10 protein-coding genes and 5 tRNA genes are annotated in these 13874 nt (G+C 44.1%); 13 read left to right on the plus strand and 2 right to left on the minus strand.

Going from position 1 to position 13874, the window contains the following annotated elements; translation table 11 throughout:
* The first annotated feature begins 89 nt into the window (after positions 1–89).
* From MSG38_RS01140 to cobA, 9 genes are all read left to right on the plus strand, one after another.
* A tRNA-Leu gene (locus tag MSG38_RS01140) sits at positions 90–176 on the plus strand.
* A 67-nt stretch (positions 177–243) separates the two neighbouring features.
* Positions 244–317 (plus strand) — tRNA-Cys (locus MSG38_RS01145).
* Between the two features lie 45 nt (positions 318–362).
* Positions 363–438, plus strand: a tRNA-Gly gene (locus tag MSG38_RS01150).
* 80 nt (positions 439–518) lie between these two features.
* Positions 519–605, plus strand: a tRNA-Leu gene (locus tag MSG38_RS01155).
* 66 nt (positions 606–671) lie between these two features.
* Positions 672–745 (plus strand) — tRNA-Cys (locus MSG38_RS01160).
* Between the two features lie 617 nt (positions 746–1362).
* The gene (gene nirB / locus MSG38_RS01165) at positions 1363–3921 is read left to right on the plus strand and encodes a nitrite reductase large subunit NirB (protein WP_050646228.1); all 2559 of its coding nucleotides are present in this window, start codon (positions 1363–1365) and stop codon (positions 3919–3921) included.
* A gap of 15 nt (positions 3922–3936) precedes the next feature.
* The gene (gene nirD, locus MSG38_RS01170) at positions 3937–4260 is read left to right on the plus strand and encodes a nitrite reductase small subunit NirD (protein WP_017066844.1); all 324 of its coding nucleotides are present in this window, start codon (positions 3937–3939) and stop codon (positions 4258–4260) included.
* 123 nt (positions 4261–4383) lie between these two features.
* A complete protein-coding gene (locus MSG38_RS01175) occupies positions 4384–5199 on the plus strand; it encodes a formate/nitrite transporter family protein (RefSeq protein WP_017062558.1) in 816 nt (271 codons plus the stop codon).
* A gap of 277 nt (positions 5200–5476) precedes the next feature.
* Complete coding sequence (gene cobA / locus MSG38_RS01180; RefSeq protein WP_017071487.1) at positions 5477–6253, plus strand: uroporphyrinogen-III C-methyltransferase; 777 nt, start codon at positions 5477–5479, stop codon at positions 6251–6253.
* A gap of 51 nt (positions 6254–6304) precedes the next feature.
* Here the strand turns inward: cobA and MSG38_RS01185 are convergent, their stop codons facing one another.
* Positions 6305–6856, minus strand: coding sequence for a DUF4174 domain-containing protein (locus MSG38_RS01185; RefSeq protein WP_248400779.1), 552 nt, complete (start codon positions 6854–6856; stop codon positions 6305–6307).
* A 270-nt stretch (positions 6857–7126) separates the two neighbouring features.
* Between MSG38_RS01185 and MSG38_RS01190 the strand changes: the two genes are divergently transcribed.
* The 3 genes from MSG38_RS01190 (at position 7127) to MSG38_RS01200 (ending at position 9728) form a co-directional block, all read left to right on the plus strand.
* On the plus strand, positions 7127–7600 hold the full coding sequence (locus tag MSG38_RS01190; protein WP_004731130.1) for an NYN domain-containing protein: 474 nt from the start codon (positions 7127–7129) through the stop codon (positions 7598–7600).
* 80 nt (positions 7601–7680) lie between these two features.
* A complete protein-coding gene (locus MSG38_RS01195; protein WP_017062555.1) occupies positions 7681–8346 on the plus strand; it encodes a response regulator transcription factor in 666 nt (221 codons plus the stop codon).
* Entirely contained in the window at positions 8343–9728 is a 1386-nt protein-coding gene (locus MSG38_RS01200; protein WP_248400780.1) for a sensor histidine kinase, read from the plus strand. The genes MSG38_RS01195 and MSG38_RS01200 overlap by 4 nt, the downstream gene beginning before the upstream one ends.
* 185 nt (positions 9729–9913) lie before the next feature.
* Here the strand turns inward: MSG38_RS01200 and MSG38_RS01205 are convergent, their stop codons facing one another.
* Positions 9914–11218, minus strand: coding sequence for a dicarboxylate/amino acid:cation symporter (locus tag MSG38_RS01205; RefSeq protein WP_248400781.1), 1305 nt, complete (start codon positions 11216–11218; stop codon positions 9914–9916).
* Positions 11219–11777: 559 nt separating this feature from the next.
* On the opposite strand from MSG38_RS01205, the gene MSG38_RS01210 reads away from it, so the two are divergent.
* A complete protein-coding gene (locus tag MSG38_RS01210; protein WP_248400782.1) occupies positions 11778–13874 on the plus strand; it encodes a TonB-dependent siderophore receptor in 2097 nt (698 codons plus the stop codon).

Consider the following 13874-nt stretch of genomic DNA (forward strand, 5'->3'; position numbering starts at 1 on the left):
TTCCGTTAAAGTACACCTCGTTCTCACGGCTTAGGCCGCTGAGAGATGGTGTTTTTACTTTTCAGTAATCGGCCTCGCAAGATTGCGTTGCCCTGGTGGTGGAATTGGTAGACACAAGGGATTTAAAATCCCTCGGCGTTCGCGCTGTGCCGGTTCAAGTCCGGCCCGGGGCACCATCTATCTAGCTTCTACTTTTTGAGTAGAGTGATGAACAAAGAGTTGTTCTCTTAAATCACTATTAAAGGCGCCTTGGCAGAGTGGCTATGCAGCGGATTGCAAATCCGTGGACCTCGGTTCGACTCCGGGAGGCGCCTCCATTCTTTCTCTTATTTTGATAAGTAAGAGATACTAAGAATGAAAATGCGATACTAGCTCAGTTGGTAGAGCGCAACCTTGCCAAGGTTGAGGTCATCGGTTCGAACCCGATGTATCGCTCCAAATTTTGTAATGTTGGTTCATTTCGACATTAAGATGGTGTTTTACTTTTCAGTAATCGGCATCGCAATAAAGAATTACGTGCCCTGGTGGTGGAATTGGTAGACACAAGGGATTTAAAATCCCTCGACGTTCGCGTTGTGCCGGTTCAAGTCCGGCCCGGGGCACCATCTATTTGATTGTTATCTTTTGCTTGGTAATGTTCAAAAGAGTTGTTCTCTTAAAACACTATTGAAGGCGCCTTGGCAGAGTGGCTATGCAGCGGATTGCAAATCCGTGGACCTCGGTTCGACTCCGGGAGGCGCCTCCACTATTCAAAGTTGAAAGGCCAGCAGAAATGCTGGCCTTTTTGCTATCTGAAATTCTAAACTCTAATGCTATCTCCAAACTCCCACGTATGCTCTTTAATCAGTAGGACCTCTAGGAACAAGCCTTATCTGATCACTTTCATTGCCGGTCTTTTCCTTATGTAAGCCTATCATTTGCTAAACAACCAACAGCATCTGTTAACCAATTGTGCCGTTTGTGAGTGGGATGAGTAGGGAACGGAAAAGGGCGACTGTCTTTTGCGTCATTAAGTTCTTCATATTTATACATAGTTGCTCATGATCCTGTAACGCTTTCATGAGTTATTACACTTATTATGACTACAAATGAAAATGATTGTCATTTAACTACGTTACTGCTAACCTATTGTGAAAATTTACAACATCTTATCTACTGCACGAAAGTGTATATAAAACCCCGCTAAACCTTATTAAACCTACGGTTATTCGTTTGCTATGGCTTAAAATTAGCCACTTCTACCTCTTTTGTTCTACCCCTTTTGGGTAGTTCGATTTCGTAATTGATTTACATCATATTTTCATTTTCTTTCATAATTCATTATTCGCTCAGTTAAGAAATATATAACCTTCAGGAATTCTTATGAGCAAGATGAAGCTAGTCGTAATCGGTAACGGGATGGTCGGTCATCGCTATATCGAAGATTTAGTCGAGAAGACAGATGTTGCTAACATGGACATTACGGTGTTCTGTGAAGAGCCTCGCGTAGCCTATGATCGTGTACACCTTTCTTCTTATTTTTCACACCACACTGCAGACGAACTTTCTTTAGTTAAAGAAGGCTTCTACGAGAAACACGGCATCAATATGCTGATCGGCGAACGTGCTATTAACGTTAACCGTGAAAAGAAAACAGTTTACTCAAGCACTGGTCGTGAAATTCAATACGACAAACTTATCCTTGCTACCGGTTCTTTCCCATTCGTACCGCCAATTAAAGGCAACGAAGGTAAAGACTGTTTCGTTTACCGCACAATCGAAGATCTGAAAGCTATCGAAGCAACCGCTAAGAACTCAAAGTCTGGTGTGGTAGTTGGTGGCGGTCTACTTGGTCTTGAAGCGGCAGGCGCACTAAAAGCACTTGGCGTGACAACACACGTTGTTGAGTTCGCTCCTAAGCTAATGGCTGAGCAACTTGACCAAGCGGGTGGTAACCAACTTCGTCAAAAAATCGAACGTATGGGCGTAAACGTACATACAAGTAAGAACACGCTTGAGATTGCTCCTGAAGGCACTGAAGCTCGTAACGTAATGCGTTTTGCAGACGGTACAGAGCTAGAAACTGATTTCATCGTATTCTCTGCTGGTATTCGCCCACAAGACAAACTTGCTCGTCAAATGGGTCTAGGTATCGCGCCTCGTGGCGGTATCGAGATTAACGATCACTGTCAAACGACGGATAAAGATATCTACGCTATCGGTGAGTGTGCGTCTTGGAACCAAACGTTCTATGGCCTTGTTGCTCCTGGCTATAAGATGGCGACAGTTGCTGTTGACCACGTTGTCGGTAACGAAAGCACATTTGAAGGTGCGGACATGTCTGCGAAGCTTAAGCTTCTAGGCGTGAAAGTAGGTTCTATCGGTGATGCAAACGGCCGTACCCCTGGTTGTAAGAGCTACGTTTACCAAAACGAAGAACAAGAAGTTTACAAACGTATCATCGTTTCTGAAGACAATAAGAAGCTTATTGGCGCAGTGATGGTTGGTGATACGTCTGACTATGGTGATCTTCTTCAGTTAATGCTGAACGAAATCGACCTACCAGAACACCCAGATGCATTGATTCTTCCTGCTCACGCGGGCGCTGAAAAACCAACACTTGGCGCGGATTCTCTTCCTGAGTCTGCTGTTATCTGTTCTTGTTTTGATGTAACCAAAGGCAAGATTGCTCAAGCGGTTGCTGAAGGTCACCACACCATTGGTGATATCAAAGCAGTGACTGGCGCAGGTACAGGTTGTGGTGGTTGTATCCCACTTGTGACTTCAGTACTGAACGCTGAACTTGCTAAAGCTGGTGTAGAAGTGAAGAACGACGTATGTGAGCACTTTGCTTACTCTCGCCAAGAGCTTTTCCACTTGATTCGTATCGAAGAGATCAAAACATTCGACGAGCTACTAGAGAAGTACGGTAAGGGCTACGGCTGTGAAGTATGTAAGCCTCTAGCGGGTTCTATCCTTGCTTCTTGCTGGGGTGAGCACATCCTTAAGCCTGAGCTAGTGAAGCTGCATGATACCAACGATAACTTCCTAGGTAACATGCAAAAAGATGGTACTTACTCTGTTATCCCTCGTATGGCGGGTGGTGAAGTAACACCTCAAGCACTAAGTGTTCTTGCTGATGTTGCGGCTGAATACAACCTGTACACCAAGATCACGGGTGCACAACGTATCGGTCTATTCGGTGCTCAGAAAGATGACTTACCAGCAATCTGGAAGAAGTTAATCGCTGCAGGCTACGAAACGGGTCAAGCTTACGCAAAAGCACTTCGTATGGCGAAAACATGTGTAGGTTCCACTTGGTGTCGTTACGGCGTGCAAGATTCAGTTGGCCTAGGCGTGATGATCGAGAACCGTTACAAAGGCATCCGTACTCCTCATAAGATGAAGTTTGGTGTGTCTGGCTGTACTCGTGAGTGTGCTGAAGCTCAAGGTAAAGATTTAGGTATTATCGCGACTGACGCAGGTTGGAACATGTATGTATGTGGTAACGGTGGTATGAAACCTCGTCACGCAGACTTACTTGCAAGCGACCTAGACCAAGAAACGCTAATCAAGTACATCGACCGTTTCATGATGTTCTACATCCGCACGGCTGCGCCACTACAACGTACTTCGGTATGGATGGACAACCTAGAAGGTGGTGTTGATTACCTACGTGAAGTGATTGTAGACAACAAGCTTGGTATCAATGACCAACTTGAAACTGACATCGCTGGCCTAGTTGATAACTTCGCTTGTGAATGGACAGATACAATCAACGACGAAGCTCAACTTAAGCGCTTTGCACACTTCATCAATGCTGATGACCGTGATGATAACGTTGTGTTTGTTGAAGATGGCCGTGAACAACACCGTCCAGCAACATTCACCGAGAAACACCCTGAAGCGAAGGGCGATATCCTTCACGTTGAACTGGTTTAATTGGGAGACGACATTATGGCATTTACCAAAGTTTGTAAGATCGAAGACATTATCCCAGGTACAGGTGTTTGTGCATTGGTTGGTGGTGAGCAAGTAGCAGTCTTCCGCCCAACTAAGGCTGAAGAAGTATTCGCGATTAGCAACACAGACCCTTACTTCCAGTCTAACGTGTTATCACGTGGTCTGATTGTAGAGCACAAAGAAGAGCTTTGGGTGGCAAGCCCACTTAAGAAGCAACGCTTTAACCTGACAACAGGTGCGTGCATGGAAGACGAGAACTTCAACGTGAAAGCGTACAAAGCTCGTGTTACCAAAGGTGCTGTAGAAATCTCTGCTTAATCTTTGGATGAGTAAGATTTGATAGTTCAAGGGTTCTAGTTCTCGATATTGCCTTAACTCGGCAACTAGAGCCTTTTCCTATCCAATTTTAACTTTTAATTTTACTTTTTTAAGGACAACATTATGTCTCCTGATTACAAACCAGCTGAATTCGTTCAAACGATGATCGATGTGGGTGAAGCGAAAACTAAAACAAGTACTCGCGATCTTCTGATTCGAAGCACTATGGCTGGTATCATCCTTTCTCTAGCGGTTGTTGTTGCTATTACAGCAATGGTACAAACAGGCATTGGTCTTGTTGGCGCACTCGTGTTCCCAGTTGGTTTCGTTATTCTAAGTGTTATGGGTTACGACCTAGTAACTGGCGTTTTCGGCCTTGCTCCTTTAGCGAAATTCGACAACCGCCCAGGCATTACTTGGGGCCGTATCCTACGTTGTTGGGGTATTGTTGGTCTTGGTAACCTTATTGGTTCTTTGATTGTTGCTTTCCTAGTGGCTGTTTCATTAACAGGTAACTTCTCTCTAGAGCCAAACGCTGTTGCTCAAAAATTCATTGCTGTTTCTACAGGCCGTAGCTTAGGTTTTGAAAACATGGGTATGGACGGATGGATCACGTGTTTCGTACGCGGCATCTTCTGTAACCTAATGGTATGTCTAGGTGTGATTGGTAACATGACAGCGCGCACTGTGTCTGGCCGTGTAGCAATGATGTGGTTCCCAATCTTCATCTTCTTCGCACTAGTGTTTGAGCACACAGTAGTAAACATGTTCCTATTCCCACTGGGTATGATTCTTGGCGCTGACTTCGGTATCGCAACATGGTTGAACTTCAACCTTATCCCAACAATCCTAGGTAACATCGTTGGTGGTCTGCTAATGACGTGTGTTCCTCTATACCTAACTCACGCTAAAACTGCGCCTTCTTTAGGTGCTAAGTAATCCTAAGTAGGGTGAAACATAATTTAGTATGAGATTAAGAGCCCCAACAACATGTTTGGGGCTTTTTTAGTTCGAAAGCCCTTATATCATTGCGCAAATTACTCGCAATAGACTGTTTTGTTATAATTACTTCTATCTTCGTTAGTATTTAGACTGAATATTTATAACAACACCTGATAGTCTAAGGGTTAAGGATTTGGATAAGTCATCATGAATACAGTGACTTATCACATAGATTTAAGCTTGAGATAAAACAAGCAAACCTTCGGAGCGCAGAATGTCAGAAGTATCGTCATCGAATGTTAAAGAAGTAAACAAAGGATTTGTTTCATTGGTAGGTGCAGGTCCGGGCGACCCAGACTTACTTACGCTAAAAGCCGCACGAGTGATTCAACAAGCAGACGTGTTGGTTTATGACCGCTTGGTATCAAAAGATATTTTGGCGATGGCTAACCCAGAAGCAGAAATGCTGTATGTGGGTAAAAAGCTTGATCATCACTGTGTACCGCAAGACCAGATCAACCAATTGTTGGTCACTAAAGCGCAAGAGAACAAGCACGTAGTACGCCTAAAAGGTGGTGACTCGTTTATCTTTGGCCGTGGTGGTGAAGAGTGTGAAACGTTAGCTGAGAATGACGTGAGATTTGAAGTGATTCCGGGCATCACAGCAGCTGCAGGCGCAACGGCTTATGCGGGCATTCCGTTGACGCACCGTGATCATGCACAAAGCGTGCAGTTTATTACAGGTCACTTGAAGAAAGATGGCGAAGATATTGACTGGCAATCTCTTGCTCAGCACAACCATACGATCGTGTTTTACATGGGCTTGAAAGAGAGTCCAAACATTCAGAAAAACTTACTGGATAACGGTATGCGAGCTGACATGCCGGTTGCGATCATCGAAAACGGTACGCGTCAAGAACAGAAGGTGTTTAGAGGTGGGTTACGTGATTTAGCTGATCTTGCTAGCGTCGCAAAGAGCCCAGCGCTAATTGTTGTAGGCAGCGTGGCTCAGCTCCATGAAAAGCTTGCTTGGTTTAACAAACAAGCTTAATCGTTTGACCTTCTAGTTGGCTCTCTAAGCCACTACTGAGCTCAGCAAGAATCAAATACTGCAGCGGCTGCCTTGTCGCTGCATTTCTTGTTGGCGCATCGGCATTTCGTCAATGATATTGGTGATCTGTTTCCAATCTGTTTTGCCACTCCATCGGTGCTTCTCTTTTCCGTCTTTACCAATCAAAACCGCGGTGTGTGATCCTTTCGGGATCTCATAAATGCTGGTGACTGCCTCTAAGTTAAACTCTTCTTCTAGCCAAGTCGGAACTGTGTATCCACTCTCAGCAATAACCATAATGACGACATCTCGTTCGTCCAATTGACAGTTATTGAGCAACACTTCATTCAGAAACTCTTTAACGACTGAATCTTCCTTTGGAGCGAAATAAATCACACTGCGGTGCGGCAAAGGCTTTGAGTGAGAATAGGCGGGGTAGGCGAGTACAGAATTGATGGTTAAGCTCATGATTAATACCGTGCTGATGGTCAGTAGTTTAAGCAAATTAAACCAGATACCAGAGTTTGATGGTTGATTTAAAGTTTGCACCGTTTTGGTTGTGTCGATGCTTACGTTCGAATTGTGTGTTTGTCGGTGCAGCATTGCCAACCTCCCTTTAAAAGCTCTAAGCCTGAGTACGATTTGAATGCAACGTAGAACAGAAGGTGAAGATCAGAACCACCTAAGAAACGTTCAAAACAAATCCACTTACGATAAGCATAGTTAGGATTACGTTAAAGACACTTAGCTTTACGCTAAAGATATTAGGTTTACGTTAACGATAGCAGGCAGGTTCATTTTTATTGAGTAAAGCGGCTCGCATTTTACAATTGAATAGAATAGGGTATACGGAAAATCTAAAGGTATGAATTTATGGAAAACATAGCAATTTTGGTCGACGTTCAGAACGTTTACTACACGACGCGCGACAAATACCGTTCTAACTTCGACTATAACCAGTTTTGGTATGTTGCCACGGAAGGGCGTAACGTTGTTGCAGCTAATGCTTACGCAATCTCAAGCCAAGATCCAAAGCAGCGTCAATTTCACCATATCCTTCGTGGTGTGGGTTTTAATGTGAAGTTAAAGCCGTTTATTCAGCGTCGAGATGGCAGTGCAAAAGGCGATTGGGATGTGGGTATTGCGTTAGACGCGATAGAACTTGCTGAGACGGTTGATACGATTGTTTTGGTATCAGGAGACGGTGATTTCGAAATCCTTGTAGAGCGAATCAAAGAGCGTTTTGGCAAACCTGTTGAAGTGTATGGTGTTCCGGGGTTAACTGCTCAAAATCTTATCGATTCTGCCTCAAAATTTGTACCGATTGAAAAAGATTTTCTTCTATAGAGGAAATCGGGCACTTTATAATTGAAATCAATAATAACGATAATTAGAATGCAAACAGTTCTTATTTATCGGTGTGTGCAATGTCTCGCGTTTTAGTTGTTGATGATGATATTCAGTTGTGTGAATTACTGGGTGAAGTGTTAGAAAATGAGGGGTATCACGTTGATACTGTTCATTGCGGTGAATCCGCGCTTGAGTTTATTCAATCTCACCCTGTCGATTTGGTTCTACTCGATGTAATGCTTCCGAACTTAAGCGGCATTCAAGTAGCAAGACGTATTTGTCAGCGTTTTGCTACTCCCATTCTTATGCTAACCGCGCTTAACGACGATGCCTCAATGCTCGATGGCTACCAAGCTGGGGCCGACCAGTACATCGCCAAACCTTTCAATGTTCCTGAACTCTTAACCCGTATTAAGGTGATCTTGCGCCGAGTGGGTTTTGAACGCCAAAGACAATCTTTAGCTTCGTCTAATCACGGCTTGTGTGAACAACTCTCCCGTTTGCCATTAACTGGCACTGAAAAAGACTTGCTTGATTATTTGGTCAAAAATGACGGTATTGTTGTATCCAAATCTGATCTGCAAATCCATGTACTCAAGAAAGAATTGTGTCCCTTTGATCGTAATTTAGATATGCATATCAGCAATATACGTAGAAAGCTCGTTCAGGCCGGTTTGTCTAAACAACATATTAAAACCGTTCGTGGTAAAGGTTATAGTTACCTAGAGTCGGTAGGAGCATGAGTAAAAAACTGCTGCGTTGCCCAGATTTAATTGCTAAGCGTAAAGACGGACTCACTTTCCAACTGTTCAGTTACCTGACCGTCATTTTGGTGAGTATTTTGATCCTGCAAGGGGTAGCAGAAAGAGCCTTGATGAAAGCGCTGCTTAAAGTGCCTGAATCGGTTAAAGCGGAAATGCTCGACCTTGCTTACCAAGCGAATGTGTTGATTGAAGAAGGGGACATGGATGAACTCGCGGACTGGGGCAATGCTCAGCAGTATTATCTGTTCGTCATCGACAAAGACAATCGCCCGATCACACATCGTCACATGCACCCGCATTTTGAATTTAAGCTCAAATACTTAAGAACGTTAGATCACCAACTTAGTGACCGTGTGAGTAAGCCGATCTTCGGTCTGCCACTGGATAACGGTAAAACGCTGGTTATCCAACTACCGCACCAGTTTCACCCCGCTAAATCTTTTGCGCCATACTCCTATATGCTTAAAGCATTGATTGCGTTGGTCGTATTGTCTCTGTTCTCAATTATTATGGCCAAAAGCCTGCAGCAACCGTTGGATAGATTAAGGGAAGCGAGCCGCAGACTGGCTCAAGGTGACTTTACGGTCAGTGTGGTGTCGGAGTTAAATTCCACCACGCGTGAATTCAACGAGCTTGCACACGATTTTGATCATATGACCTTTGAGATTAAATCTCTGGCTGAAAAGCAACGTCGTTTGATTCGTGATGTCTCACACGAGTTAAGAACACCATTAGCAAGGCAAAACCTCGCACTACACCTGCTGCGCAGCAAGGTTGATGATAAAAGCATTGGTTTGCTAGAACGAATGGAAAATGAAACAGAAGAGATGAATAAGCTGGTGGGTGAGATACTTGAATTTAGCCGCTTAGAAACCTCTCGTTATGACTCTAAGTTAAGCTTAATGCACCTAGAGCACTATTGCTCGATGTTGATAGCGCAGATGCAAAACGATTTAAAACCGAATCAAACTTTGATTGGCTCCCTAGAGACACCGACATCAATGGTGAACGTTGATGAGAGGCTACTGCTTCGAGTGATTGGTAACTTGGTCGGGAATGCCATTAAATACGCGGGCGAGAACGCTCATGTTGTCGTGACGACATACGAACAGGTCATAGATAAACGTTACAGTGTCATATCTGTAGAAGATGACGGTGATGGTATTCCTCATAACAAGATTGCAGGTATATTCGACCCGTTTACACGAATAGAATCAGCCCGAGACAAACAGTCTGGTGGTTACGGTCTAGGCCTTGCGATTGTTAAAGAAGCGATGGGTGTGATGAATGGACATGTGACCGCTGAGAATAGAGAAGGTGGGGGGCTGAGAGTGAACTTGATGTTCCCAATCGGTGATTAGCTTTCTCTATTGAGAAGAACGCTAAATAGATAATTGTCCCAACTCAGTTGTACTGACTTAAGCGATACCCAATAAAAAACGCCACTGCATCTTCAGTGGCGTTTTTCTTTATGCGCTTTGGTGTGGGCTAGGCGTAGCCATTAATTACGCCTGAGCTTGAAGACAAGAGCATAAGATAAGCGAGACTATGCCTGTTGGTGAGCTAGCTTAACTTCTTCTTCTTTCTCACCTGCTGCTGGGTCGTTGAAGCGAGACTCGTCTAGAGCGTCTTCAGACTTAGCAACGATGATAGATACGGCACTATCACCTGTGATGTTTACAGCGGTACGAATCATATCAAGAAGGCGGTCAACACCCATGATTAGAGCAATACCTTCAAGCGGTAGACCCACTTGGTTCAATACCATCGCTAGCATAACAAGACCAACACCAGGGACACCTGCAGTACCCACAGACGCCAGTGTCGCCGTTAGGATAACCATTAGGTAATCACCCATTGAAAGGTCGATGTTGTACGCTTGCGCGATAAACGCCGTCGCAACACCTTGCATGATTGCAGTGCCGTCCATGTTCACAGTTGCACCTAGTGGTACTGTGAAAGAAGCGACTTTGTTGTCTACACCCATGCGGTTCTTAGCTGTTTCCATTGTTACTGGAATTGTTGCGTTCGAAGATGCCGTTGAGAATGCAAACATGATTGCATCTTCCATCTTACGTAGGAACGTAATCGGACTAAGACCTGTGAATCCTTTAAGCATCGCACTGTAAGTCACCAAGCCATGCAACAGCAGGGTACCAGCAAGCACTAAGAAGTATTCTGCTAGGTTCCAAATTGCACCTAAGCCAAGGCCAGAGAACAGTTTCGCCATCAAGAAGAATACGCCGTAAGGAGCAAGGTTCATTAGTAGCGCAACTAGCTTCATGATCACTTCGTTTAGATCAGAGAAAACGGCAGCGATACGTTCGCCGGGTTTGCCCGCTGCACTGATTGCGATACCAAACAACACTGCAAATACGATAACTTGTAACGTTTTGCCCTCAGCCATCGCCTGAATAGGGTTGGTTGGGAACATGTCGATGATAACTTGGCCCAAAGATGGGGCATCCGCTGATTTGAAAGAGCTCGCAGCAGTAAGATCCGCACCAGCTCCAGGTTGGAACAGGTTACCGATAGTTAATGCTAGAGTGATGGCTACGGCAGTAGTACCGATATAAAGTGCAAGCGTTTTGCCACCCATACGGCCAAGAGTTGATAAGTCTTTAAGAGAACTTGTACCGCACACTAGTGAAACGAAGACTAGAGGCACAACAAGCATTTTTAAACTGGCGACAAAGATTTGTCCGCCTACTTCAAAGAGTCCGTTAACGATGTAGTTGTTAACAAATCCGCTGTCTGCAAAAAGGGATTGAATGGCAAATCCCGTTAATATACCTACGACCATACCGAGGATTACTCGACCAGTCAGTGACATAGGTTTCTTGGTATTCATTTAGAACACTCCTTATTATTTATAACTTTGATACCTTTTCAAAGTGAGCAGGAGATTAGCAGTCGGTTGTTCAAATCGAAAAACAAAAAATGAGTTTGGAATTATAGATGTGATCAAAATCACTGATAATTCCGTCAATTAAACAAAATAAAACAAAACAATTCACCATAAATTTACATTTATCGAGAGTTTTATACATAAAGCTGCCGTTTCAAAGGTAGTAAATAAGAAGAGATAATTTTCTTATCAATTTGGCCATCTTAAATAGCCCGAGCTAATAACGCTGTTTCAAAAGATTTGACGTCGACAACTACTTTTTAGCGTAAATGCTCTCTAACCATTTGTATTGAATTGGTTTTGTTTAACTTTATAAAAACGTCTCCCCGACACGCCTTTACAAAACTTTACGAATGCAAAGAATGTAAATTTAATGCAAATGGTAATAGTTATCACTTATATTCTCTCCCGAAATGATTCAGTGGTACCGGAAACGGTTCAGCGAGCACATCGAATAAATAACAAAGTGCTCGTCTAAAAGAATAAAAACGGAGTAAAGGACATGTTTTCAAAGAGCCCATTGGCTTTAGTGATCGGCGCAGTATTAGCTTCACCAGCAGTATTGGCAGAAACAGTAAAAACAGACGAGCATATGGTTGTTGAAGGTCGTGACTACGGTTATAAAGCCGACACGAACACAACAGCAATGCGCATGGAGGCGACTCAATTAGAGACTCCGGGACAAGTTTCAGTAATCGATGAGCAAATCATCGATGAACAGCGTGCAACAACGCTTGGTGACGTGCTTAAAAATGACGCGAGTGTAAGTGCTGGCGGTACAAGCCGTAACCGTGAACGTTTTTCTCTACGTGGTTTCTCGGTAGAAAGCTCTTCGGGCTTCCTTAAAAACGGCCAGCAACATTGGTCTCACTACCGTCAACCAATCGAACTGCTAGAGCGTGTTGAAGTACTTAAAGGACCTTCTGGTCTTCTTTACGGTATTTCTGCACCAGGTGGTTTGATCAACATGGTAAGCAAAAAGCCAACTTACGATACGCAAGTAAGTGTTAGCCAAGATATTGGTTCTAATGACCATTCTCGTACAACGGTAGACGTAAGTGGCGCTTTGAACGACGCTGAAACTCTACGTGGTCGTGCGATTCTATCTAAAGAAAGCTACGGCTCTTGGAGAACTTACGGTGACGGAACTGAACCACAAACAGAACGTTTTGTTGGTGGTGTATTCGTTGATTACGATGTAACTGAAGACGTGACAGTTTCTGTTCATTACGACAAAACTAACGACGAAGGTAGCGTAGATTCTGGCGCTTTATACACGCTAGACGGCAACCGAGTAGGTAGCGACAAGCACATCTGGGACGCACAGTGGTCGCAGATCGAGAACGATGTCGAGAACGTTGGTTTTGATATTGCTGCTAACCTGACTGATACATGGTCAATAAAAACAGGTTTCAACTACCAAGATTTCGAACGTATTGATATGGAAAGCTACCCAAGCTTTTCAAATATGAATCCTGATGGTACTGGCACCGTGACACAAGGCGGTAACTACCGTCATGATAAATGGCGTTTCAGAACGGCTTACGTTGATCTAACAACAACAGCTGATCTTGCGGGCACAGAGCACCAACTATTATTCGGTGCTAACTGGTTAGGCTACAGCTATTACCGTGGTATGGATCGCTTCAGCAGCGCTGAATACGCACCAGATGCAACAGTACCAGCGCCGTCAGTGGGTCCAACATCGCTAGGTAAGATGAGTACTTACGATACTTGGGGCTTCTACATCCAAGATTTGATTACTATTAATGATGAATGGCAAGTTCTTGCGGGCGCTCGTTTCGACCGTAAAGTAAGTGATGGCGTTGCAGAAGAAAACGTTGCACCTAAGCTTGGCGTAATTTACCACCCAGCATCAAACGGTAGTATCTACGCTTCTTACTCTGAAAGTTTCGAACCACAAGGTGTTGTTTCTAGCGGAAGCCGCAACTACACCAATGATGGCGAACTTCTTGACGCAGCAACGGGTGTTTCTTACGAAGTCGGTACTAAGTGGGAACTGATGGACGAACGTCTATTCGTTTCTGGTGCGGTATTCGATATTACCCAAGAAAACATCTCAATGGATGTAGAAGACACTTCATCAGGCGATTGGACGAAGACACAAGGTGGCGAACAAGTTCACCGTGGCGCTGAGCTAGCCGCACAAGGCTTTATTTCAGAGCGCTTCTCAATGTCTGGTTCTGCAATGTACTTAGATGCTGAAATCACGAACCATGAAACATATGAAGGTAACCGTCCTGTAGACGTACCTGAGTTTGCAGCAAGCGTTTGGTCTACTTATGCAGCAACAAACGAAGTGGATGTGAACCTAGGTCTTATCTACGAAGGTTCTCGTTACGGTGATAGCGCGAACACATTCAAGAAAGACGGCTACGCTCGTGTAGATATGGGTGCTGCATACACGCTTAAGTACGACGATTCTCTTGATTTCGTAGCGCGTCTAACAGTCGAGAACGTATTTGATAAAGAATACCTAGCGGGTGGCGGTTCAACGTCTTCAAAACACCAGTTTGCTGAAGACGTAGTAATTGGCGAAGGCCGTAACTACATGGCGACTTTACAGGTAAAATACTAA

The sequence above is a fragment of the Vibrio sp. 1CM24A genome, assembly GCF_023161725.1.
Classification (GTDB): domain Bacteria; phylum Pseudomonadota; class Gammaproteobacteria; order Enterobacterales; family Vibrionaceae; genus Vibrio; species Vibrio coralliirubri.

Coding starts and splice junctions, on each gene's coding strand:
- MSG38_RS01185 (WP_248400779.1), bottom strand. CDS start 6,856: ATGCTGCACCGACAAACACACAATTCGAACGTAAGCATCGACACAACC.
- MSG38_RS01195 (WP_017062555.1), top strand. CDS start 7,681: ATGTCTCGCGTTTTAGTTGTTGATGATGATATTCAGTTGTGTGAATTA.
- cobA (WP_017071487.1), top strand. CDS start 5,477: ATGTCAGAAGTATCGTCATCGAATGTTAAAGAAGTAAACAAAGGATTT.
- nirB (WP_050646228.1), top strand. CDS start 1,363: ATGAGCAAGATGAAGCTAGTCGTAATCGGTAACGGGATGGTCGGTCAT.
- MSG38_RS01210 (WP_248400782.1), top strand. CDS start 11,778: ATGTTTTCAAAGAGCCCATTGGCTTTAGTGATCGGCGCAGTATTAGCT.
- nirD (WP_017066844.1), top strand. CDS start 3,937: ATGGCATTTACCAAAGTTTGTAAGATCGAAGACATTATCCCAGGTACA.
- MSG38_RS01205 (WP_248400781.1), bottom strand. CDS start 11,218: ATGAATACCAAGAAACCTATGTCACTGACTGGTCGAGTAATCCTCGGT.
- MSG38_RS01190 (WP_004731130.1), top strand. CDS start 7,127: ATGGAAAACATAGCAATTTTGGTCGACGTTCAGAACGTTTACTACACG.
- MSG38_RS01175 (WP_017062558.1), top strand. CDS start 4,384: ATGTCTCCTGATTACAAACCAGCTGAATTCGTTCAAACGATGATCGAT.
- MSG38_RS01200 (WP_248400780.1), top strand. CDS start 8,343: ATGAGTAAAAAACTGCTGCGTTGCCCAGATTTAATTGCTAAGCGTAAA.